This is a genomic window from Flavobacterium indicum GPTSA100-9 = DSM 17447 (assembly GCF_000455605.1).
Taxonomy (GTDB): Bacteria; Bacteroidota; Bacteroidia; order Flavobacteriales; family Flavobacteriaceae; genus Flavobacterium; species Flavobacterium indicum.
The window spans coordinates 1,112,249-1,136,005 of sequence record NC_017025.1 but is presented as its reverse complement, the minus strand read 5'-3'; the positions used below and the strand labels follow the sequence as shown (position 1 = coordinate 1,136,005).

The 23,757-nt window shown below is 31.3% G+C and carries 26 protein-coding genes; all 26 read left to right on the top strand.

Going from position 1 to position 23,757, the window contains the following annotated elements; all coding sequences use genetic code 11:
- The first annotated feature begins 18 nt into the window (after nt 1-18).
- The gene (locus KQS_RS05125) at nt 19-456 is read left to right on the top strand and encodes a Fur family transcriptional regulator (RefSeq protein WP_014388132.1); all 438 of its coding nucleotides are present in this window, start codon (nt 19-21) and stop codon (nt 454-456) included.
- Nucleotides 457-480: 24 nt separating this feature from the next.
- The gene (locus KQS_RS05120) at nt 481-1,752 is read left to right on the top strand and encodes an adenylosuccinate synthase (RefSeq protein ID WP_014388131.1); all 1,272 of its coding nucleotides are present in this window, start codon (nt 481-483) and stop codon (nt 1,750-1,752) included.
- Nucleotides 1,753-1,895: 143 nt separating this feature from the next.
- Nucleotides 1,896-4,217 carry a DUF7619 domain-containing protein gene (locus KQS_RS05115; RefSeq protein ID WP_014388130.1) on the top strand — a complete coding sequence of 774 codons (2,322 nt, stop codon included), beginning with the start codon at nt 1,896-1,898 and terminating at the stop codon, nt 4,215-4,217.
- 102 nt (nt 4,218-4,319) lie between these two features.
- Nucleotides 4,320-6,077: an OstA-like protein gene (locus KQS_RS05110; protein WP_316929961.1), complete on the top strand. Its 1,758-nt coding sequence runs from the start codon at nt 4,320-4,322 to the stop codon at nt 6,075-6,077.
- A gap of 38 nt (nt 6,078-6,115) precedes the next feature.
- Nucleotides 6,116-7,309, top strand: coding sequence for an aspartate aminotransferase family protein (locus KQS_RS05105; RefSeq protein ID WP_014388128.1), 1,194 nt, complete (start codon nt 6,116-6,118; stop codon nt 7,307-7,309).
- 162 nt (nt 7,310-7,471) lie between these two features.
- Nucleotides 7,472-8,866, top strand: coding sequence for a tetratricopeptide repeat protein (locus KQS_RS05100; RefSeq protein ID WP_014388127.1), 1,395 nt, complete (start codon nt 7,472-7,474; stop codon nt 8,864-8,866).
- Nucleotides 8,867-8,874: 8 nt separating this feature from the next.
- The gene (locus KQS_RS05095) at nt 8,875-9,519 is read left to right on the top strand and encodes a VTT domain-containing protein (RefSeq protein WP_014388126.1); all 645 of its coding nucleotides are present in this window, start codon (nt 8,875-8,877) and stop codon (nt 9,517-9,519) included.
- On the top strand, nt 9,516-9,947 hold the full coding sequence (locus KQS_RS05090; RefSeq protein WP_014388125.1) for a leucine-rich repeat domain-containing protein: 432 nt from the start codon (nt 9,516-9,518) through the stop codon (nt 9,945-9,947). The genes KQS_RS05095 and KQS_RS05090 overlap by 4 nt, the downstream gene beginning before the upstream one ends.
- 27 nt (nt 9,948-9,974) lie before the next feature.
- Nucleotides 9,975-10,733 (top strand): shikimate dehydrogenase family protein, encoded by a 759-nt coding sequence (locus KQS_RS05085; protein ID WP_014388124.1) that lies wholly within the window; start codon nt 9,975-9,977, stop codon nt 10,731-10,733.
- An 89-nt stretch (nt 10,734-10,822) separates the two neighbouring features.
- Nucleotides 10,823-12,697 (top strand): DUF349 domain-containing protein, encoded by a 1,875-nt coding sequence (locus tag KQS_RS05080; RefSeq protein WP_014388123.1) that lies wholly within the window; start codon nt 10,823-10,825, stop codon nt 12,695-12,697.
- A 217-nt stretch (nt 12,698-12,914) separates the two neighbouring features.
- Nucleotides 12,915-13,655 (top strand): HNH endonuclease, encoded by a 741-nt coding sequence (locus tag KQS_RS05075; RefSeq protein ID WP_014388122.1) that lies wholly within the window; start codon nt 12,915-12,917, stop codon nt 13,653-13,655.
- A gap of 151 nt (nt 13,656-13,806) precedes the next feature.
- Nucleotides 13,807-14,283: a hypothetical protein gene (locus KQS_RS05070; RefSeq protein ID WP_014388121.1), complete on the top strand. Its 477-nt coding sequence runs from the start codon at nt 13,807-13,809 to the stop codon at nt 14,281-14,283.
- A 163-nt stretch (nt 14,284-14,446) separates the two neighbouring features.
- The gene (locus tag KQS_RS05065; protein WP_014387421.1) at nt 14,447-14,785 is read left to right on the top strand and encodes a hypothetical protein; all 339 of its coding nucleotides are present in this window, start codon (nt 14,447-14,449) and stop codon (nt 14,783-14,785) included.
- Between the two features lie 182 nt (nt 14,786-14,967).
- Complete coding sequence (locus tag KQS_RS14355; protein WP_014387424.1) at nt 14,968-15,135, top strand: hypothetical protein; 168 nt, start codon at nt 14,968-14,970, stop codon at nt 15,133-15,135.
- Between the two features lie 76 nt (nt 15,136-15,211).
- Nucleotides 15,212-15,361 (top strand): hypothetical protein, encoded by a 150-nt coding sequence (locus KQS_RS14350; RefSeq protein ID WP_157868379.1) that lies wholly within the window; start codon nt 15,212-15,214, stop codon nt 15,359-15,361.
- A gap of 162 nt (nt 15,362-15,523) precedes the next feature.
- Entirely contained in the window at nt 15,524-15,913 is a 390-nt protein-coding gene (locus tag KQS_RS05060) for a hypothetical protein (RefSeq protein ID WP_014388120.1), read from the top strand.
- Nucleotides 15,914-16,094: 181 nt separating this feature from the next.
- A complete protein-coding gene (locus KQS_RS14345; RefSeq protein ID WP_014387409.1) occupies nt 16,095-17,558 on the top strand; it encodes a ligand-binding sensor domain-containing protein in 1,464 nt (487 codons plus the stop codon).
- Between the two features lie 303 nt (nt 17,559-17,861).
- A complete protein-coding gene (locus KQS_RS05050) occupies nt 17,862-18,314 on the top strand; it encodes a hypothetical protein (RefSeq protein WP_157868391.1) in 453 nt (150 codons plus the stop codon).
- A gap of 184 nt (nt 18,315-18,498) precedes the next feature.
- Complete coding sequence (locus tag KQS_RS05045) at nt 18,499-19,299, top strand: hypothetical protein (protein ID WP_041251999.1); 801 nt, start codon at nt 18,499-18,501, stop codon at nt 19,297-19,299.
- 186 nt (nt 19,300-19,485) lie between these two features.
- Nucleotides 19,486-20,157 (top strand): hypothetical protein, encoded by a 672-nt coding sequence (locus KQS_RS05040; RefSeq protein ID WP_014388286.1) that lies wholly within the window; start codon nt 19,486-19,488, stop codon nt 20,155-20,157.
- 186 nt (nt 20,158-20,343) lie between these two features.
- Nucleotides 20,344-20,511 (top strand): hypothetical protein, encoded by a 168-nt coding sequence (locus tag KQS_RS14340; RefSeq protein ID WP_014387424.1) that lies wholly within the window; start codon nt 20,344-20,346, stop codon nt 20,509-20,511.
- 76 nt (nt 20,512-20,587) lie between these two features.
- Nucleotides 20,588-20,737: a hypothetical protein gene (locus KQS_RS14335; protein WP_157868379.1), complete on the top strand. Its 150-nt coding sequence runs from the start codon at nt 20,588-20,590 to the stop codon at nt 20,735-20,737.
- Nucleotides 20,738-20,902: 165 nt separating this feature from the next.
- Complete coding sequence (locus KQS_RS05035) at nt 20,903-22,390, top strand: hypothetical protein (RefSeq protein ID WP_014388117.1); 1,488 nt, start codon at nt 20,903-20,905, stop codon at nt 22,388-22,390.
- 163 nt (nt 22,391-22,553) lie between these two features.
- Nucleotides 22,554-23,084 (top strand): hypothetical protein, encoded by a 531-nt coding sequence (locus KQS_RS05030; RefSeq protein ID WP_014387423.1) that lies wholly within the window; start codon nt 22,554-22,556, stop codon nt 23,082-23,084.
- A gap of 179 nt (nt 23,085-23,263) precedes the next feature.
- Nucleotides 23,264-23,431, top strand: coding sequence for a hypothetical protein (locus KQS_RS14330; protein ID WP_014387424.1), 168 nt, complete (start codon nt 23,264-23,266; stop codon nt 23,429-23,431).
- A gap of 76 nt (nt 23,432-23,507) precedes the next feature.
- Complete coding sequence (locus tag KQS_RS14325; RefSeq protein ID WP_157868379.1) at nt 23,508-23,657, top strand: hypothetical protein; 150 nt, start codon at nt 23,508-23,510, stop codon at nt 23,655-23,657.
- Nucleotides 23,658-23,757 lie beyond the last annotated feature (100 nt).

The following is a 23,757-nucleotide window of genomic DNA, read 5'->3' as shown; positions in this document are numbered from 1 at the left end:
ATTTCATTTTAATTCCAGATGGATAACGAAAAAAATCAAGAAATAGTTAAAAACGTATTCACTAAATACTTAGAAGAAAAAGGGCATCGTAAAACGCCTGAACGTTATGCAATTCTTCAAGAAATTTATGAAAATCAAGAGCATTTTGATATCGAATCTTTGTATATCAAAATGAAAAATAAAAACTACCGTGTCAGTAGAGCAACATTATACAATACAATTGAATTATTGTTAGAATGTAAATTGGTTAGAAGACATCAATTTGGTCAAAATCAAGCGCACTACGAAAAATCTTATTTCGACAAACAACACGACCATATTATTTTAACGGATACGGGTGAAGTAATTGAATTTTGCGACCCACGTATTCAACAAATAAAACAAACGATGGAAGAAATGTTTGGGATTAAAATTGACAATCACTCCCTATATTTTTACGGAACAAAAAACAACTAAAATAATAACAACAACACAACAACAATGGCTGTAGACTTACTACTTGGATTACAATGGGGCGATGAAGGAAAAGGAAAAATCGTCGATGTACTAACTTCTAAATACGATATTATTGCCCGTTTTCAAGGCGGACCTAATGCTGGACACACACTTGAATTTGACGGAATTAAACATGTTTTAAGAACCATTCCTTCTGGAATTTTTCACAAAAACAATGTTAACATCATCGGAAATGGTGTGGTAATGGACCCTGTAGTTTTTCAAAAAGAAATTGAAGGTTTAGCTAAATTCAATTTAGACATCAAATCTAAATTATTATTGTCTAGAAAAGCCCATTTAATTTTACCCACACACCGTTTGTTAGATGCCGCTTCAGAAGCAGCTAAAGGAAAAGCAAAAATTGGTTCTACTTTGAAAGGGATTGGTCCAACGTATATGGACAAAACAGGTAGAAATGGTTTACGTATTGGCGACATTGAATTAGCAGATTTTCAAGATAGATACCGTGCATTAGCCGATAAGCATGAAGAAATGATTAAATTCTATGACGTAGAGTTGCAATACAACTTACCCGAAATGGAAGAGGAATTCTTCACTGCTATAGAAAACCTAAAAAAATTACAGTTTATTGATTCGGAAGAATTTTTAAATAAAGCCTTAAAAGAAGGAAAAACAATTTTAGCCGAAGGCGCACAAGGATCTTTATTAGATGTTGACTTTGGAACGTATCCATTTGTAACCTCGTCTAACACGACTGCTGCTGGTGCTTGTACAGGTTTAGGAATTGCACCCAACCGCGTGAAAGAAGTATTCGGAATTTTCAAAGCCTATACTACTCGTGTAGGTAGTGGCCCCTTCCCTACTGAATTATTTGACGAAGATGGCGCAACCATGGCTAAAGTAGGAAACGAATTTGGTTCGGTTACAGGAAGAGCACGTCGTTGTGGCTGGTTAGATTTAGTAGCTTTAAAATATGCTGTACAAATCAATGGCGTTACCGAATTATACATGATGAAAGGCGATGTACTTTCTGGCTTCTCAACATTACAAGTTTGTTCGGCTTATAAATACAAAGGCGAAATATTAAACCACTTCCCGTATAACATTGAGCCAGAAAATGTGGAACCTATTTATACAGAAATGAAAGGTTGGCAAGCCGATTTAACAGGTATGACAACATATGAAGAACTACCATCAGAATTAAAAGCCTACATTGAATTCATCGAAAAAGAAGTAGAAGTACCTATTAAAGTAGTTTCTGTTGGCCCAGACCGAACACAAACTATTACAAGATAAAATTTAAAATCCCAACTTCGGTTGGGATTTTTTTTTCTTAATTTTTTTCTTGATTTACAGTAGTTATTTTTTATTTTTAAAAAAACAATAATTTTCTCACGCAACCTTTTGCGTGTATAATCATCTTGAAAGAAATATAATTTATGAAAAACTACTATTTAATTGTAATGTTAGTACTTGGACTTATTGGAAAAGCTCAAATTATTAATTTTACAGACGCCAATTTTAAAGCGAAGTTATTAGCATCTAGCTCAAGTAATTCAATAGCTCAAAATTCAAATTATGTAAATTTTAAAATTGATGCTAATAATAATGGAGAAATTGAAGTCAGTGAAGCTCAACAAGTGTATAAGTTAAATGTATCAAATTCTTCAATTTCTAACTTAACGGGAGTTTATAATTTTAGTAATTTATCAGAATTTAATTTTGAAAACAATACTATTACCTTTGTGGATTTTTCTAGCCTCGGTAATTTAAAATATATTTATGGTAGTAATAATTCATTAAATTCTATCAATATTAGCGGATTGTCTATTCTAACTTATTTGAGTTTACAAAATAATCAATTGACAAATGTTAGTTTAAATAATTGTAGTGGGTTACAATATTGTTACTTAAATAATAATGTAATTAATAATATTAGTTTTTTAAACAATACCAATTTAGTTCATTTTGATTGTAGTTTTAATAATTTAAGCCAATTATTGCTAAATAATATGCCACAATTACAAACATTATATTGTAATAATAATTCATTGACTACGCTTAATTTAAATACGCTAAACAATCTGATAACTTTGAATTGTAATTTTAATTTATTGAATAGTATTATTTTTTCAGATAACAATAAAATTGTAGATTTGAAATGTAGAAATAATAACTTTATAAGTTTAGATTTAAATAATACAACTAGTCTTACTTCTTTGGATTGTAGTAGTAATAGCATGTTACAATCAATTTTTATCAAAAATGGCAGAAATGTTTCTTTGACTTTATCTAATTTACCTAACTTAGAATATATATGTACTGGAGAAAATCAAATTAGTTTTATTCAAATACAAGTTTCTATAAATTATCCAAATTGTCAAGTTAACTCCTATTGTACTTTTACACCAGGGGGACAATTTTACACCATTCAAGGTCAGCATAAATTTGATGATGAAAATAATGGTTGTGATAATAATGATGTCTTTATTCCTAATTTAAAATTTAATATTTCTGATGGAACAACTTCTGGTTCGATTATTTCAAATTATAGTGGTATTTATAGTATTCCAGTTCAAGCTGGTAATCATACAATTACACCTGTTTTAGATAACCCAACTTATTTTAACGCATCTCCATCAAATGTTGTGGTAAATTTCCCAACACAATCGAGTCCATATACTCAAGATTTTTGTATAACACCAAATGGAATAAAACACGATGTAGAAGTTTCAATTATCCCAATAAATCCTGCAAGACCTGGTTTTGATGTGAAATATAAAATTATCTTTAAAAACAAAGGTAATCAAACGGAAAGTGGAACTGTAAATCTACAGTTTGATGATACTGTATTAGATTTAGTTTCTGTAAATCCAACATTTTCAACACAAACTTTAAATAATTTAAATTGGACATATAGCAACTTACAGCCTTTTGAAACCAGAGAAATAATTGTAACATTTAATGTTAATTCTCCTTTAGAAACTCCCGCTGTAAACGCAGGTGATTTCTTAATCTATACGGCTCAAATTACACAACTAGGTACTGATGAAATGATCAGTGATAATAGTTTCGGATTAAAACAATTGGTTGTAAATTCTTATGATCCTAATGATAAAACGTGTCTACAAGGGAATTTTGTAGGTCCAGATAAAATTGGAGAATATGTACATTATACAATTCGTTTCGAAAATACAGGAACTTATCCTGCACAAAATATTGTGGTTAAAGACATGATTGATACTTCTAAATTTGATGTTTCAACTTTGGTACCATTGACCGCTAGCCACAATTTTTTTACAAGAATTTCAGGAAATAAAGTAGAATTCATTTTTGAAAACATCAATTTACCTTTTAATGATGCTAACAATGATGGGTATATTGCTTTCAAGATTAAAACAAAACCAACTTTAGTTCTTGGAGACACTTTTAGTAATTCAGCAAATATTTATTTTGATTATAACTTCCCTATTACAACCAATACCTACACAACAACAATTGCTGCATTAAGTAATCCAAGTTTTGAATTTGATAACTATTTTAATTTATATCCAAACCCAACTTCAAATGAATTGACTATTCATTTAAAACAAGCTATTGAAATCAATTCTATTCAGATATACAACACAATCGGTCAATTTGTGCAAGTTCAAACTGGAAATGCATCAAAAGTGGATGTTTCTAATTTAAAAACAGGTAATTATTTCATAAAAATCAATACAAGCTCGGGATATTCTACTACACAATTCATTAAAAATTAAATTATCTATCCCAACTTCGGTTGGGATTTTTATTTTATAAAAAAATCTTAACAACATTCAGGTATGCTACATTTTACTTAAATTTGACGAAAATTCGAAAAATTGAAAAAATATATACTATCATTTGTAAGCTGTTTAATTTTAAGCTTTTCATTTGCTCAAGGTAAAATTCTTGAAAAAGATATGTTGAATACCAATTCAAATTCAACCAATCAAAAAGGAAAAATTAACCTTATTCATTCTGATTTTATTGATCGAAATGAAACAGAAGTACCGGGTGCAATCGTTTATGCTGGTAACATTCAAGTGGAACATAATGGTGCAAACATTTTTTGTAACAAAGCCTATTATTTTCACGAAGAAGAATACATAAAAGCTTTTGGAAATGTTCGAATTACTCAGGGCGATACAATCAATATGACTAGCCAATATGCAGAATATGACGGAAAAACAGAAAGGGCTTTTGCAACAGGAAATGTGCAAATGTCTTCACCCGATTCTCAATTGGTAACAGATACTATAAGATTAGATAGAAAAATACAACAAGCCTATTACAACAGTTATGGAACGATTACAAATAAAGATAATATTTTAAAAAGTAAATCGGGGCGTTATTATATTAACCAAAAAAAATACGCTTTTAAAACTGCAGTAACGGTAGTAAATCCAAAAAGTACTATTAAAACGAATAACTTAGATTTTTATGACAATTCAGGCCATGCCTACGTATATGGTCCTTCAACAATTATTAGCAAGACCGATACAATTAATACAACCAATGGATTTTACGACACTAAAAATCATGTAGCCAAACTCAAAGGAAAATCGAATATCAAATACAACAATAGAACGATTGAAGGTGATTTGATTGACTACGACCGAAAGAAAAATTTTGCTTTTGCAAAAAATAATGTCAAAATAACCGATACAGTCAATAACATGATTGCGCGCGGACATTATGCTGAAATATACAGGAACATTGGTGGTACAAAAAAAGATTCAATGTTTATTACTAAAAAAGCTTTAGTTTCTACATTAGTAGATAAAAAAACGAATGATAGTTTACATTTACACGGTAAAAGAATATTAGTAACCGGAGCGCCTGAAGATCGAACTATTAGAGCTTTTAACAACGTTCGATTTATAAAATCTGACATGAGTGGAAAATGTGATTCCATTCATTCAAACAATAAAAATGCTCTAACTAAATTAATTGGCAGACCTGTAATTTGGAGTCAAGATAGCCAAATGACAGGCGATGAAATTCATTTAATTGGAAATAATAAAACCGAACAATTAGACTCTTTAAAAGTATTAAACAATGCTTTTTTAATACAAAAAGACACCATAGGTAATGGCTTTAATCAGGTAAAAGGGCAATTCTTGTATGGTAAATTGAAAGATAATAAACTCTACGAAGTAGATTTGGTTAAAAACACCGAAAAAATCTATTATATGTATGATGAAAACAATGATTTAGTAGGTATAGACAAAGGCGTTTCTAGTAAAATTAATATGAAATTAGAAAACAACCAAATAGTAGAAATTACCTCTTTTGTAAATCCCGAAAGCGAAACCTATCCAGAAGAAAAATATCCAGAAAATGCTCGAAAATTAAGAGGTTTTATTTGGAGAAATGACGAAAAAATAAAATCGAAAGAAGATATTTTTCCACCAGAGGAATTAGCACTTGATGAAAAAGTCCAGGAAGACAAAAAGAAAAATGAAAAAGCAGAAGCTAAACCTATGGATGTTCTTAAGGAAACATTGAACTACGATAAAAACAAGAAGAAAGACGATAAAAAAGTTTCTGAAAAACAATCAACTAAAAAAGAAACGACTAAGAAAGTGAAAAAATAAATTTACTTTACTTAAAAAACAATAATACCTTATTTTTCATGTTAACCGATTTTTTTAAATACCAAGCACAAACTTCACCTCATCCGTTAGCCATGGAAATTTCTCATGCAAAAGGAAGTTACATTTATGATACAAAAGGCACAAAGTATTTAGATTTTGTTGCAGGTGTTTCAGCATGTACTTTAGGACACCAACACCCAAGAGTTAATGATGCTATAAAAAATCAGTTAGACAAATATGCACATGTCATGGTGTATGGAGAATATGCCCAACATCCGGCAACAGAATTATGTAAATTATTGGCTCAAAATATGCCTTCAACACTGAACAAAACTTATTTGGTTAATTCAGGAACGGAAGCAACAGAAGGAGCTTTAAAATTGGCGCGTAGAGTAACAGGAAGAAGTCAATTAATTTCATGTTTCAATGCTTATCACGGTAATACAATGGGAAGCATGAGTGTCATGGGATTTGAAGAACGAAAACAAATATTCCGACCGTTAATTCCCGATGTGGACTTTATTACCTTTAACAATGAAGCCGATTTAGAAAAAATCACGACCAAAACTGCCGGAATTATTCTTGAATCAATTCAAGGAGGAGCCGGATTTATTCAACCTGAAAACGATTTTTTAATCAAAGTCAGAAAGCGTTGCAATGAAGTGGGTGCCTTACTTATTATTGATGAAATTCAACCCGGATTTGGTCGAACTGGTAAATTATTTGGCTTTGAAAATTACGGAATTGTACCCGATATTGTTATTATGGGAAAAGGAATGGGCGGAGGAATGCCCGTTGGTGCTTTTACGGCATCGGCAGAAATGATGGATTTATTAAGCCACGACCCTAAACTAGGACATATTACAACATTTGGTGGACATCCCGTAATTGCAGCAGCGTGTTTAGCAACACTACAAGAAGTTTTAGAAACTACCTTAATGGCTGAAACTTTAGAAAAAGAAAAGTTATTCAGAGAATTATTAGTTCATCCGTTAATTACAGAAGTTCGAGGAAAAGGATTAATGTTAGCCGCTATGACAGAAAGTCCGGATATTACTACTGAAATTATTTTGCGTTGTCATCATCGAGGTCTAATTCTATTTTGGTTATTGTTTGAAGGAAAAGCCATTCGCATTACTCCTCCTCTTACTGTTTCAAATCAGGAAATAGAAGAAGGATGTCAACTATTGCTTGAGGTAATGGATGAAGTGCAAAAAGAATACCGATTGTAATTAAAACAAAATCAATATTTCAACCCAACTTTTATTTTTTTAAAAAAGTTTTATACTATCCCTCAATTTGTTAATTAAATTGTTCAAAACAATTAGTTGGCAAGGAAATTGTACTGTTATTAATGCGTAATTTTATTAATGTAAACTAATAAACTCATTGCTATGAATATGAGTCATGATGAAGAAGATAACAGCCTATCCTTGTCTAAATTCGAATCCATGTTAAAAACCAACAAAGTTTTTTTCTTTGATTCAGAAGAATTTGAAGACATTATCCTGCATTATATGGATACAGGCCGAATGAATTTAGCCAAAAGAGCACTTAAATTAGGTTTAGAACAACATCCAAAATCTACAGGTTTAAAGCTCGTTCAGGTTGAAATGTTGGTTTATGAAGATAAATTAGAACATGCCGAAAAATTGTTGAATGAATTATATGCCATTGAGCCAACCAATGAAGAAATATACATTCAGCGTGCCAATATTTGTTCAAAAAGAGATCAGCACGATAAAGCCATTGAAAACTTATTTTTAGCCTTAAAATATACTGAAGATGAAGCAGATGTTTATTCCATGATTGGAATGGAATATCTTTTCATGGACAATTTAGAATTAGCCAAAGAAAACTTCATCAAATGTTTAGAATTAGATGAAGAAGACTATTCTGCACTTTACAATGTGGTTTATTGTTTTGATTTCCTAGATCAAAATGAAGAAGCCATTAAGTATTTAGATAAGTTTATTGATAAAAACCCTTATAGTGAAGTAGCTTGGCATCAATTAGGACGTCAATATTATGCATTAAAAAATTACGAAAAAGCGGTTTGGGCATTTGACTATGCTTGTTTAATTGACGAAGGATTTTTAGGTGCCTTTTTAGAAAAAGCAAAATCATTAGAAAAACTAGGTAACTATCAAGGAGCTATTGATTGTTATACCATTACAATGGAACTTGATGACCCAACATCATTTGCGTTATTGCGAATTGGAAAATGCTATGAAAGGTTAGGTAACAATGAAGAAGCACTAAACTTCTATTTAAAAACAGTACATGAAGACCCACTTTTAGATAAAGCTTGGATTGCATTAACCGATTTTTATCTGCGCCAAAAAAATTATCAAAAAGCCCTATATTACGCTAATAAAGCCTTGGGAATTGACAATGAAAATGCATTATATTGGAGACGTTATGCTACTATTAATCAGTTCCTAAATTTCTTTGAAGAAGCTGAAGTTGGTTATCGAAAAGCTTTTGAATTAGGTAATGATGAATTGGATAATTTTTTATGTTGGAGTGATGTTTTATACCTTTTAGGAGAAACTGAAGCAGCCATTGAAATTTTAAATAAAGGAAGTGAAACTCATGTGAAAGAAACTGAAATCTACTATAGATTGGTAGGGCTACACATGACACTTTCTGAAACAGACATAGCTTTACACTTTTTACAAATTGCCTTATCCTACGAACCACAAAAAAATTATATTTTGAAAGATTTATTTCCTTATGTTTGGGATAATGAATTGATTCAACGCACCATAAATAACAATAACCTATAAGCCTCAAAATGGAAATTATCGATTTTTTATTGCATTTTTTAAAAGACCCTTTAACCGTTATTAACCAATTAATTGATCAGTATAACACCTTAATTTACGTCATCTTATTTTTAGTTGTATTTGTAGAAACAGGCTTTGTTATCATGCCGCTATTACCAGGAGATTCCATGCTTTTTGCTATTGGAGTTATTGCAGCTACAACAGGAAAATTAAGTATTGCCATCATTATTCCTTTACTAATAATTGCAGCGCTATTAGGCGATAATTTAAACTATTTTGTAGGGCATAAATTTGGTGAATTTATAAAAGAAAAAAAGAAAATCCTTTTTCTTAAAAAAGAATACATTACTAAAACAGAAGAATTCTTTGAAAAAAACGGAGGAAAAGCAGTTATTTTAGCTCGATTTGTTCCTATAGTCAGAACCATTGCTCCTTTCGTTGCAGGTGCTGGAAGCATGAAATACAAAACCTACATTGTAAACTGTATCGCTGGTGCATTTATCTGGGTAATTTCTATCACATTTCTAGGGTATTTTTTAGGACAAATCGACCTTGTTAAAAATAATTTTGAAAAAGTTGTATTAGGGATTGTAATAGTTTCCATTGCTCCCATTTTTATAAAAATGTTTCAGGCAAAACTAAAAAAGGGATGAAACAACTTATTTTCTTACTCCTACTATCCTTCAGCTCTTTATCTTTTGCACAATGTGTAAAATGTACTTCATTAGAAGAAGCAACAAAAGAACCGTTGAAAGTTAAATCATTGCAATTAAACAGTTATTTAACTGAGGAAGAAATCAGTGATTTCCCGAAAGAAATTGAAAAAATGACAAACCTAGAAATTCTTTATTTTACCGATTTTGAAATCACCGAAATACCCGATTTCATAGGTAATTTAAGAGAATTAAAAAGTATAAGTTTTTCTGGAACAACAATTAAAAGTTTACCTTCTTCCCTACTAAATTTGAAAAAATTAAAAGAATTAATCCTTTTTAACACTTCAATTCCTAACGAATTTTTAGTTAATTTTGAGAAACAATTGAAGGTAGACATTCCTTCATGCAAAATACTATTTGAATAAAATTACAACTATTTTTATTTGCATATTATGAAGAAAAAGAAAATCAAAAAACAAAGACAATTTGGACTGATTGGTAGAAACATCAGCTATTCTTTTTCAAAAAAATATTTTACAGATAAGTTTGAACAAAACTTTTTTGACAATTGTAACTATGCAAATTACGATTTAGAATCGCTACGTGAATTTCCAAAATTAATAGAAAATACAAAAGGGTTAGTGGGTTTAAATGTAACCATTCCTTATAAAGAAGCAATACTGCCCTATTTGGATAAAATTTCTAAAAAGGCAAAAAAAATTGGAGCAGTAAATTGCATTACGGTTTCAAAAAAGAAAAAATTAAAAGGATACAACACCGATTATTATGGATTTAAAAAATCCTTACAACCATTACTAAAAAAACACCACACAAAAGCGCTCATTTTAGGAACAGGTGGTGCCAGTAAAGCCGTGGCTTTTGCACTGAAAAAACTAAATATTGAATTCGATTTTGTATCCAGAAATCCTAACGAATATGAGTTCAGTTATGAGGATTTAAATGCAGAAGTATTTTCAGAATACACTATCATCGTTAATACCACACCTGTAGGCACTTATCCAAACATAAACGATTGTCCATCATTAGATTATACATTATTTACTGCACAACATATAGCTTTTGATTTAATTTACAACCCTGAAAAAACAACCTTCCTAAAGAAAGCAAAAGCACATGGTGCTACCATTAAAAACGGATACGAAATGCTTGTTTTTCAGGCAGAAAAAGGCTGGGAAATCTGGAATAAATAACATTTTATCGCTAAATTCTAGTAAACTCTTTGAATTTTCAATACGCTTTAGTATCTTCGAAGCATTAATAAACCTTAAACATCCCAAAAATGTTAGAAGAAATGAATGATAACCTGCCGCAAGCAGACGGACAAAACAGTATCGAGCCAATTGAAAATGTTGTAGAAATTTCTGCTGAAGAAGCAATGGAAAATCACTTAGCAGAAGCTAGTGAAAATGGCTCAATTCATGAAAATATTGAAATTCCTGCCAAAAATTATGAGGCGCTTTCAATGGAAGAATTAGTTGACGAACTTTCTACTTTATTAGCACACGATAAAATAGCTGCAATTAAAAATCACGTAGAAGAAGTACGTAAATCTTTCATGGATAAATTTCATCATTTTATTGATGAAAAACGTAAGGAATTTTATGAACAGAATGATGGTACTGCAGAATTTGAATATCATTCTCCATTAAAAGTAAAATTTGACCATATTTTTGACGAATATAAAGCACGTAGAACAAAGCATTTCAATCAAATTCAAAACCAATTAAAAGCAAATTTTGTAGAACGTACAAATTTAATTGAAGAATTAAAAGCGTTGATTGACAATGGTGAAAGCAACATGTCGGATATGTTCAAAAAATTCAATGACATTCGTGATCGTTGGAAAAAAGCGGGTGCCATTCCAAAAGACAAATACAATTTAATTTGGAACAACTTTCATTTTCATACCGATCGTTTTTACGAATTAGTACATTTAGACAAAGAAGTTCGAGATGCTGATTTTAAAAATAACTTAGAACAAAAATTAAATATTATTGCTAAATCAAAACAACTTTTACAGGAAACCGATTTAACCAAAGCCTTCCGTGAATTACAATTATTGCACCGTGTTTGGAAAGAAGAAATTGGACCTGTTGATAAAGAACATAGAGAACGAATTTGGGCAGAATTTAGCGAAGTAACAAAACAAATGCACGACAAACGTGAACAAATGTTAGCACAAGCTAGAGAAAGAGAATTACAAAATTTAGCACAAAAAAACACTATCATTGCTCAAATATATCAATTAAGTCAAGAAACGGTATCAACACATTCCGATTGGCAAAAACAAATAGCTAAAATGGAAGCTTTTCGACAAGATTTTTTCAACACAGGCAGAGTTCCTGCTGAAGCCACAGAAGAAACTTGGAACAACTTTAAATTAGCCGTTCGTAATTTTAATGCTACTAAGAATTCATTCTACAAAGACATAAAAAACGAGCAACAACATAATTTAGAACGCAAATTGGCGTTAATTGAAAAAGCAAAATCTTTTACAGAGACCAATGATTTTGAGACAGCCACTCCAATAATGAAACAAATTCAAGAGGACTGGAAAAAAATTGGGCACGTACCTCGTAAAAATTCAGATGAGATTTGGGCAGAATTCAAACAAATATGTAACGCCTACTTTGATCGATTACACGATTCAAGAAAAGGTGAAATTGAAGCAGAAGTGGCAGCATTTGAAAGAAAAAAAGAGTATTTAGAAAACTTAAAAACTTTCGAATTAGTTGGTGAACACAAAACCGACTTAGATGCTATAAAAGGACATATTGCCGCTTGGAAAGAATTGGGTAAAGTACCACAAAACAGACGTCATATTGAAGGCAAGTTTAATAAAATACTAGATGCTTTATTTGAAAAACTAAGTCTATCGAAAAAAGATTCAGAAATGATGAAATTTGCCAATCGCTTAGACCAACTTTCAGAAGGTAATGACCAACGAGCTTTAGTAAATGAGCAATTATTTATTCGAAGAAAAATTGACGAACTACAAAGTGAAATCATTCAGTTAGAAAATAACATTCAGTTCATCAGCAATGCGAAAAGTGACAATCCATTTATAAAAGAAGTTCACAAAAGCATTGATAGAAATAAAGAAGAATTAAAACTTTGGAAAGAAAAACTAAAAAAACTAAACAATTTAGCATAATAAAAAAAGACTACTGAGGTAGTCTTTTTTTTATGCTATTACTTAGAAAAAAAATAATTAATTCTTACAAAACAAATAAAATGATTTGTATATTTGAGTACAAAAAAATGCAAAAACTTTCGCCTATCTTGCCAATATGGTACAAAAGTAGTCAGAAAGCTTCGCATATATACTAGTTAGGTGCAAGTATAGCGAAACGTTAAGACGACAGTAGAAAATGGCAATATCGGACAGAACAAGAAAAAGCTTATGGGCAAAATCAGGTAACAGGTGTTCCATCTGTAAGACCGAGTTGTTTTCTAGCAAACAAGACACCGAAGAATTTAATATAGGTGAAGAATGTCACATAATCAGTAGTAAGACAAATGGTCCAAGACATAAACCAAATATCGAAGACTACGACTTATTTGACAATCTTATTCTATTGTGTCGAAACCATCATCGTGAAATTGACGAACTAACAGACACTTACACGGAAGAACTTTTAAGATATATTAAACTCAATCACGAAAATTGGGTGCAATCCACAATTAACAACGCAATAAATTCAGACAAAAAAACAAAACCCAAGTTCTTAACTCGAATTACTTCGGGAAAAGAACTACTGAACATTATTGCTGACTCACACGGTTATAGGACTGACTATGATGAAGTGGATAATGAAGAAGATGCAAAATATATCGGAGGCGTTTTACAAGATTTGGTAGACTATGGTGACATAAGTGGAATGGTTGAAACTTACTATAAAGTTCAAATGGGATTTTCACTTAAAAAACTGTTAGGCGACCTTGAAGAAAAAGGATATTATCTATTTGGAGAACGAAACGTTGAACGAATAAAATATGAAAATGGGAAAACAGACAAATGGTCAGTTGCTACAATAGTAATTAAGAAAAAGGACAGTTCGGAAATAATAAAAGTTGACTTGAACGAAAAAGAAAAAAATACCAGCACCTAACAGCAGTTTGGCAAAATGGCGGGTTCAGTGCTAAATTCAACGGCAGTTCTTTTATTGAACTTTTGTGATAAACTGAACATTTGTGCTAAAAATCCGCCACTTCGCCAAGCTGCAAACCGTTACCTGCCATTTGACAAAAACGCTCGAAAATATGGAAATTGAATTTTTTGAAACTAAAAATTATACAGAGTTGATTCCTTCAAATTTATTAGATGACGAATTATGTAAAAAAATTGGAGAAAAAGTAACAATTATGTGGTTTTTTAAAATACCTTCTGAAAGAGAAGTTGTAGAAAAAGGTGCTGAAATGGAACAACCTATAATTATTAGTTCTACAAATGAGTTTTCCGACAAATTAAATGAGTCTTTTTTTGATACTCTTGCCGAAAAATTTGATTATATCTATGACTATGATTTCAACCAAACTTACCAATTATTTTTTAGACTTAATCCAATATCACCACCAAAATATAACACAAGAATGAGTTGGTGGGATTCGAACATAATATGTATGGAATTTGTTGAAGCAAAATGGAAAATTGTAAATAATAAAATTTGGTATTATAGAGAGTTATTTAATGAAGATATACTCAAATTTGGAGAAGTGAAAATAAAAAACGGCAGGTAACAGGCGTTTGGCAAGATTGCGAATTTTGTAGTAAATTCACGTTAATTTCTCGCAAGAAATTTTATCTTTGATAGAAAATAATCGGTTCCGAACTTCGCAACCTCGCCAAGCGCCGGAACGTTAGCGGTAATTTTAAGAGACACTTCTGAAAAAAGAAAATACTATGAAACTAAAAATTTATATTCCTTTGATTATTATCATGATATTATTTTCTTCCTGTGACGAAAAGTTGAAAATAAAAGTAACTGAAAATAAAGATATCAAAATTGAACGTTACACAATAAGTACAATTACAAGTGGTCATAGATTTTGTGATATTACTAATAAACGATGGAACAAAACAGAAAGAATTTATGAAGCTGATTGGGGAGCAGGAACTGACAGTCTGTATATAAAAAATGATTCAATTCTGATTAAGGCTGACATAGAAAATGCTGTAATTTACGATTTAGCGGCAATAAAATTTGGCTACAAAATAGTTTTAATTGATATCGAAAAATAAAAACTTCCGCTAACAGGCGTTTGGCAAGATTGCGAATTTTGTAGTAAATTCAAGTTTATATTTCGCAAGAAATTTTATCTTTAGCAGAAAATAATCGGTTCCGTAGCTCGCAACCTCGCCAAGCGCCGGAACGTTAACTGCAAGCTACAATCTTTGCGCTTAAACCAATCGAATTATTAAATATGGATAACGAAAATCATAAACTTCCTGAAGGTTGGACTGAAACAAAAATTTCAGAAAATCTATATGTAACTCATATTCCACAAAAGCATATAGACGAATGGAAAGTTCAACGGTGGAAAAAAAATAAAGTCACAGAAATTCTCAAAAAAAGAAGGCTTCATTATTAAGCCAGATGGACGATCTGGAACAATTTATTACGTTGAAAAAGAAAGATTATGTGAAATTGAATTCGAAATTTCTGGAGTGAGTCAATTCGACATACTTATTTATTTTGATTCTTTAAATAAATGGTCGCTACCAAATAATACCGAAATGCTTATCTCTGAAAAAAATGACATCAGAAAGGAATTAATTATTTGGCTTGAAAAAGAAAAAATTAGAGCCGAATTATAAAGCCAGCAGTTAACAGGCGTTTGGCAAGATTGCGAATTTTGTAGTAAATTCACGTTTATTTCTCGCAAGAAATTTTATCTTTAACAGAAAATAATCGGTTCCGAACTTCGCAACCTCGCCAAGCGCCGGAACGTTACAGGCAATATTAAAACCCACGTTAAAATGAGAACTTTTGCATTTTTAGCCTTTGGAATTCTATTAATCTCATGTAGAAACTCAAATGGAGATTTGAAAACCCAAAACGAGAAAAAAGAACAGAAAAATATTAGCGCTGAACAGTTAGCTGGAAAGTGGTACTTGAATAAATGGACTTATTACCATACTTTAGTTTTTAATGAGCATAGCATTTATGTTGATAATCATATCGATAGTGTTTTCTTTTTAAAATTTAGACTTTCACATGATACTTTAATAACTTGGTCTGACAATCCCAAAAAGGTTTCGAAAAATAGAATTTTAAAAGTTTCCAAAGACACGCTGATTTTTGAAGAGTTTTTGAATATTAAACACAAAATTGGTTACTCTAAAACTGAAAGAGAGTTTGAGAATTAAATACTGCCTGTAACAGCCGTTTCTCGCAATTGCGAATTTTGTGGTAAGTACACGTTCACGTTTCGCAAGAATTTTTATCTTTAACAGAAAATAATTCGTTCCGAAGTTCGCAACTGACGAGAAGCGGCGGAACGTTACCAGCAATATTATCTCAACAGAAACTTTAAAAAATAATTATCAAGTGAAAAAAACAATCTTAATTTTATTGACTACCTATTTCTCTTTCAATTTAAATGCTCAAAATTTGTTTCCTATAAAATTGGAAAACTGCAAAGCAGACAAATTTTGTCTTGACTGCGGTGATACTAAAGCAACATATAAAGAGAAAGATTTTGAAAAATTACAAGAACGATTAAACGAATCACTAAACCTTAAAGGTGTTAGTGGTACAGTTAAGTTTCAAGTTTTGGTTGATTCAAAAGGTAAAGGTTGTGTACTTAGTTATAATGATAAATCAAAAAGCCAAATTTCTTTAAGAATCATAGAAGAGTTAAATAATTTCAATAAATGGGTTCCGGCAATAACCAAAAATAAGAAAGAGGAGAAAGTATCAATTAATTTAATTTTTACCGTAAAGGATAATAAATTATCTGGTAAAATTGAAAGAGTTGACATGGAAGCCTTTGAAAAATCATTTGACAAACCAAATAGCCCAGAAATATTTAACAAAGACTACACCTACAAAAATGAAAATATAAAAAATTATAAAATGACCGTTTGGAATACCAAGAATTCTAAACTTTCAGACAATTCACTTGATAATATTTCTTTTGACAAAGACGGATTACTTTGGTTGGTCGTAGATAAAGGCGTTCAATCATTTAATGGTTCCGAATTTATCAATCTTGAAGCAAACAACACAAATACTAAAGTTACAGAAAGTTATTTCGCTATTGGAGTAGATAATAACAATACAAAATGGTTTGACGGATTACAAAGTATTTATAGTTATGATAAAACTTGGAATAAACATGATATCAATGAAATTGGAATTGATGGTGCATATGACATAATTAATAACCCAAAAACAGAAGAACTCTTCTTTTGTTCAGACAAAGGATTAACTATTTTCTCAAAAGGAAAATGGAAAACTATAAATAAAGAAATAGTAAAAGAATTGCCTTCAAATAGGGTGTACTATGCTAAAAAAGACTCAAAAAATAGAATCTGGATTGGAACATTTAGTGGATCAATAATGATTGATGAAAAAGGTAAAGCAACAAACTTCGAAAATACATCAACGGTACTGAAAGGAAAATGTATAACTTCAATGGATGAAGATGAAAATGGAAATATTTATTTTTCTCTTTATGAATTTGGAGATAAAAATGCGGGACAAGTAAACAGGGATGAAGGTATTGCAATATATTATACAAATGGAGCTTTCAAACAATTTACAACATCAAATTCAGGAATGCCTTTTAATCATACCAATTGTGTTCTTTACGACAAAATTGAAAAAGTTCTATGGATATCAACCGACAGAGCTGGTTTGGTAAGATATGACTTAAATAATAATTGGGAGAATTATCATAATGAAAATTCTGAAATCCCAACATCTTATATCTCTACTATGACTTTCGACAAAAATGGAAACCTATTTTTAGCAACTCGACAAGGATTGGTGAAAATTGAAAGAAAATAAATACTGCTGGTAACAGGCGTTTGGCAAGATTGCGAATTTTGTGGTAAATTCACGTTTATCTCTCGCAAGAAATTTTATCTTTGATAGAAAATAATCGGTTCCGAAGTTCGCAACCTCGCCAAGCGCCGGAACGTTAGCAGTAATACTCTCTCGGATCGCAAAAAAAATAAAAATTATAAAAGAATGACAATTACTAATAGAATCATATTCAAAATACATTTTTACATTTTGAGCTTTGTCATCTTAAATTATTTATTGCAATTAATAACGAATTTCGGAATAAATAGAAACTTAATTTTCATTTTGAAAATACTGATTTATGTTAGCGGAAGTATATTATTTTTTCTCAACAGAAATCCATTTAAAAAAATCTCAGTATACTATTTCTATTACTTACTATCAATTCTAATAGGAATTTTATTTTGGATTTTTGGTGGAATATTTTTAGCAATATTATCTTCACTATTTCTAAAACCTATTTATCCAAAAGAAATTAAATATCAGAAAGAAAATTTAAAAGTTTACTCATCTTTTAATGGATTTTTTGCAGCTTGTTGCGAATATGAAATAACAGAAAACAAACTGTTTATATTTGAAAAGTATTATGGTAAAATTAAACTAGACGGACAATTGGAATCTGACAAAAGTGACTTAAAGATTATTAATAATCAAGTTCAATATAAACACAAAGTAATGAACTTTAACGGAGAAACTAAAATTGAAGCCGACACAATTGAAAAGATTGAAATTGAATAAAAGTACTACTGCTAACAGGCGTTTGGCAAGATTGCGAATTTTGTGGTAATTACACGTTTACATTTCGCAAGAAATTTTATCTTTAACAGAAAATAATCAGTTCCGTAGTTCGCAACCTCGCCAAGCGCCGGAACGTTACCTGCAACCTTAGACAACTGCACATTAAGGCAAACAAAATATAAAAATGAAGTTTAAAAAACACATAGCAACAATAATTTTCCTTTTAATGACATCTATTTCTTTTGGACAAACTCAACTACTTAAAAAGTATGACTTTGACAAAGGAGGTTACTATCTAATTGGTGTTCGTTCTGAAAGTGACCGCAATGGTCTTGCAGACAGCCTAGGTGAATTTTACACTGACGACATTAGGATTTTGAACGCAATAAAAAAGGAATGGACATTTAAAAAACCAAGTCCGAAATATGCCTGCGGTTATCATTATGAAGTGGTAATTTGCAAAAATGGATTAGAATTAGAGAGTTTTTCAATCAACCTGAATTGTAACGAAATAGTAAGCGACAACGGCTATTTCTATTTTGAAACTCGACAGCTGAGAATGTTTAAAGACAGTTTCAAGAAACCTTTTAGAAAACAAGAAAAATTCACTTCGCTGACAGATGCGAGAAATTACAGGAAAAATATACTGAACGACACTACCCTTATATTGACACCCACTCCCACTTGGACAAAATATGAAGGGACGTTTGAATTCACTTATGTCTGTCCAAAAGGAAGTAAAGACTGTCTTGACAATGAAGAGAAGTTGCTAAAAAAATTGACGGAAGAAATAAAATTAAAATATCCTGGTGAAGAATTTGAACTTGAAGGCAGAGGCGGTTCAAGTTCAGACTTATTTGTAGAAGTAAAATGCAATAAAACGCTTGCAGACAAATTCTGTTTATATAAAAGAGATTTAGAGTTTGACAAATGGGAACCCTACAATTTGTGGTTTTATACATTTTGGACAGTTAGACAAAAATGACATAATGAAAAACACAGAAGAAAAGGCAGCAGGTAACAGGCGCTTGGCAAAAAAGCGGGTTCAGTGCTTATATGAAGTTATGTGCTTCGTATCAATTGCATTGCTTACAGACAGTTTTGTGCTTCGAAATCCGCTTCTTCGCCAAGCGCCGGAACGTTATGCGTCATAATTTCAAACCCGTTTAAAATGAGAAATATAATCATCCTAACTCTGCTCCTATTTATTTCGTGCGAAAAAAAAGAAGGTGAAAATCTAAAAAAATTAGAAGTCGGAATGAAAACTGAAGACGTAGCAGGAACTCCGAATTTTCAGAAAATTGATTATAGTTTAAAAGAAAATTATTTTGACAGCTTAGCAAAAAACATTAACCCGAATCGAAAATATCAATATTGGCAATACGTTGCGTATCATCAAAGCTCAAATTCTGAAACATATACTGTTTTAAAAGAAGGCGGAGATTCTTTGTTAAGAAAAAGAATAAATGAAAAGCCAAGACCAAACTATAACTCTGGAATTTTCTTTGGTGGGCATCCAAATTTTCGTTGTAATTATGTTGTGATAATTGATAAAGGCAAAATAAGCAACTTAAAAACCGAAGAAGAATTTCGTGATTTTTTAGGGACAATTGACAATCTTGAAGAAGCAATGCTTTTAGCAAGAACTTATGGTTATATATTAGATGATGATATTAGAGGAAGCCAATACAGGAATTTGCAAAATGGTTTCGAACTGCGTCTTATGAAATATCATGAATTTCCAATCCGAAAAGAATCTGTTGAAATAAAAATTAGTAACGATGGATTTATTAAAACTAAAAGTCGTGGAATATATTGCGAAGGTTCAAATTGCCGATGGTAAATTATTACGTCGCATAACAAGCGTTTGGCAAGATTGCGAATTTTGTAGTAAATTCACGTTTACATTTCGCAAGAAATTTTATCTTTAACAGAAAATAATCGGTTCCGAAGTTCGCAACCTCGCCAAGCGCCGGAACGTTAACTGCAAGCTACAATCTTTGCGCTTAAACCAATCGAATTATTAAATATGGATAACGAAAATCATAAACTTCCTGAAGGTTGGACTGAAACAAAAATTTCAGAAAATCTATATGTAACTCATATTCCACAAAAGCATATAGACGAATGGAAAGTTCAACGGTGGAAAAAAAATAAAGTCACAGAAATTCTCAAAAAAAGAAGGCTTCATTATTAAGCCAGATGGACGATCTGGAACAATTTATTACGTTGAAAAAGAAAGATTATGTGAAATTGAATTCGAAATTTCTGGAGTGAGTCAATTCGACATACTTATTTATTTTGATTCTTTAAATAAATGGTCGCTACCAAATAATACCGAAATGCTTATCTCTGAAAAAAATGACATCAGAAAGGAATTAATTATTTGGCTTGAAAAAGAAAAAATTAGAGCCGAATTATAAAGCCAGCAGTTAACAGGCGTTTGGCAAGATTGCGAATTTTGTAGTAAATTCACGTTTATTTCTCGCAAGAAATTTTATCTTTAACAGAAAATAATCGGTTCCGAACTTCGCAACCTCGCCAAGCGCCGGAACGTTAGCACCAATTGTAAAACGACACCGTAACCAATGACAGTAATCATAATCATAGCAGTAGTTGGACTACTAATTTACTTCGGGACAAGAAAAAAATCCGAACAGACTTTTATTGACAACAAACAAAGTTCTAACACTTCAACTCCAAGCGGTCAGACAAATTCAACTCGACAAAAATTCCAATCTAAAATTTCAGACCTACCATTTCCCGACAGAATAGACGCAATTGTTTGGCACATTAAAGCAATTGACAAAGGACTTGCAAATAATGACTTAGACCTTGCAAACCTTTCTTACGCAAAACTTATTGAGAGTATCAGACAACAGAATGTAACAGAAAACGGAATCTTTGATGACCATTTGCAAACAATCAGAAAAGAATATGACGAATTTAGAGCATACTATGGACTTGAATATCCACAACAATTTTTACCACCTTCCCAAAGACAAAAAACACAATCCGCTTCAACAATTCAAAATAGTCCAAAGCCTACCGTTACAAGTAACAATTCAAAATTAAAAACACTTTTATCTGAGTTAGGCTCAAAAGGACACGCTGAATATCCACTTTTAAGAAAAGAGTACGCAGTAACTTCAGGAATGCCTTACACAGACTTTTCAGGTTGGGTAATTGAGCAACTCAAAGCGAAAGACTACAACTCTCTTTACGCATTTGTAAAAGAGTATTATTTAGGCAAGGACAGCGACACATACAGCGAGCAAGAACTCAAAAAGACATTTGAAAAGTTTTTGACCAAAAATTTTAAAGCATTATTCAGCAACATTGATGAACAAGCAATTTTTGAAATTCAAGCGTTTTTTATTCTTAAACGTGGCATTGACGACTTTAACAGAGAATTTTGGATAGCAGAAGACAAAGAAGCTGAATTGCTTTGCAAAATTTTAAGTGTCTATTCTTTTGAAATAGTTCCAAACTCATTTGAGCCTCTGATTAAGAAAGCAAATAAATTTCTGCGTGAAATGCGAAAAGACGTTGAGTTTTGGAAAGATTATAAAAACTACAAAATAGAAGAACTACAAAACGAATACAAACTTGAAACAACAAACGGTTTAGAAAAAAAACTCAAACAAATTAACGCAGGAGAAAGACTTCACTTCTTCGACTTTGCAACTGTTTATTCTTATAGAAAATTTTGGAATGGTGACAGTTCTTACAAAACAAGAAGTTTCGGTATTAACGAGTTAGACAGCGTAAAGAAAATTTCAGAATTAGGGATTTTTGACAGCGTAAATGACATTAACGCTATACCCGAAATCACAAGTAAAGGAGAACTTAAAGAGACAGCAGAAAAAGCAGGATTTGAAATCAAGAAATCGTGGACAATGGACAAGATTTTTGAAAACCTTATGAAAAGTGAACAAGGACAAGGCTTCCTTCAAGAGTTTGTAAAGGGTAAAAGTATTTTAGCATTTAAAGACGAATACCGAAATGACTTGACAATTATTTTCAAACACCAAGAAAAAATTAAACGGACAGTTGACCTAATAACAATGATGTAATGACGACAGAAAAAGAACAACTGGTGCTAACAGCGATTTGGCGTAATGGCGGGTTCAGTGCTTCGTATGACAGTTTTGTGGTAGGTTCAAGTGCAGTTCTTCGATTGAACTTTTGTGCTAAAAATCCGCCACTACGCCAAGCCGCAAAACGTTACCAGCAATTATGAAAAAACTGCATCTAATAATATTAATTTTTACTTTCAACTTTGGTTTATCACAAACCAATGTAGAAATTGATTCATTGCTGAATGAAATTGCAAAAATCGAAAACTCGAAAGAAATCATCAATACGAACGAAGGAAAAAAAATTATTGGATATGGCTGGAAATTATTGCCGAAATTATCTGAATTTTTTACTGACAAAACCGAAACTAATGTGAAGTCGGAATGTGTTGGCCGAAACTTAACTAAAGGTGAAATTGCAATAATCTTAGCCGACAGAATTGAAGGAATGCCTTATGCGCAAATCACTGGAATACAAAATTGTTTAGCTACATTTTGCGAAAAGAATATGAACTTCATAGAATATTATGTAGATTTTATAAAGAGTGACGGAATTGAAAAGTTTCAAGCAAAATATAACGAATGGTTAAAAAGCGACGCTAATATTGAATGGAAACCAATTTTTGACTTAAAATCAGTAAGTGAAAGAAAAAAAATAATCAAAGAGAAAAGAAAAGCTAAACAAAAATAACTGCTGGTAACAAGCGTTTGGCAAGATTGCGAATTTTGTAGTAAATACACATTTATTTCTCGCAAGAAATTTTATCTTTAACAGAAAATAATCGGTCCCGAAGCTCGCAACCTCGCCAAGCGCCGGAACGTTAACTGCAAGCTACAATCTTTGCGCTTAAACCAATCGAATTATTAAATATGGATAACGAAAATCATAAACTTCCTGAAGGTTGGACTGAAACAAAAATTTCAGAAAATCTATATGTAACTCATATTCCACAAAAGCATATAGACGAATGGAAAGTTCAACGGTGGAAAAAAAATAAAGTCACAGAAATTCTCAAAAAAAGAAGGCTTCATTATTAAGCCAGATGGACGATCTGGAACAATTTATTACGTTGAAAAAGAAAGATTATGTGAAATTGAATTCGAAATTTCTGGAGTGAGTCAATTCGACATACTTATTTATTTTGATTCTTTAAATAAATGGTCGCTACCAAATAATACCGAAATGCTTATCTCTGAAAAAAATGACATCAGAAAGGAATTAATTATTTGGCTTGAAAAAGAAAAAATTAGAGCCGAATTATAAAGCCAGCAGTTAACAGGCGTTTGGCAAGATTGCGAATTTTGTAGTAAATTCACGTTTATTTCTCGCAAGAAATTTTATCTTTAACAGAAAATAATCGGTT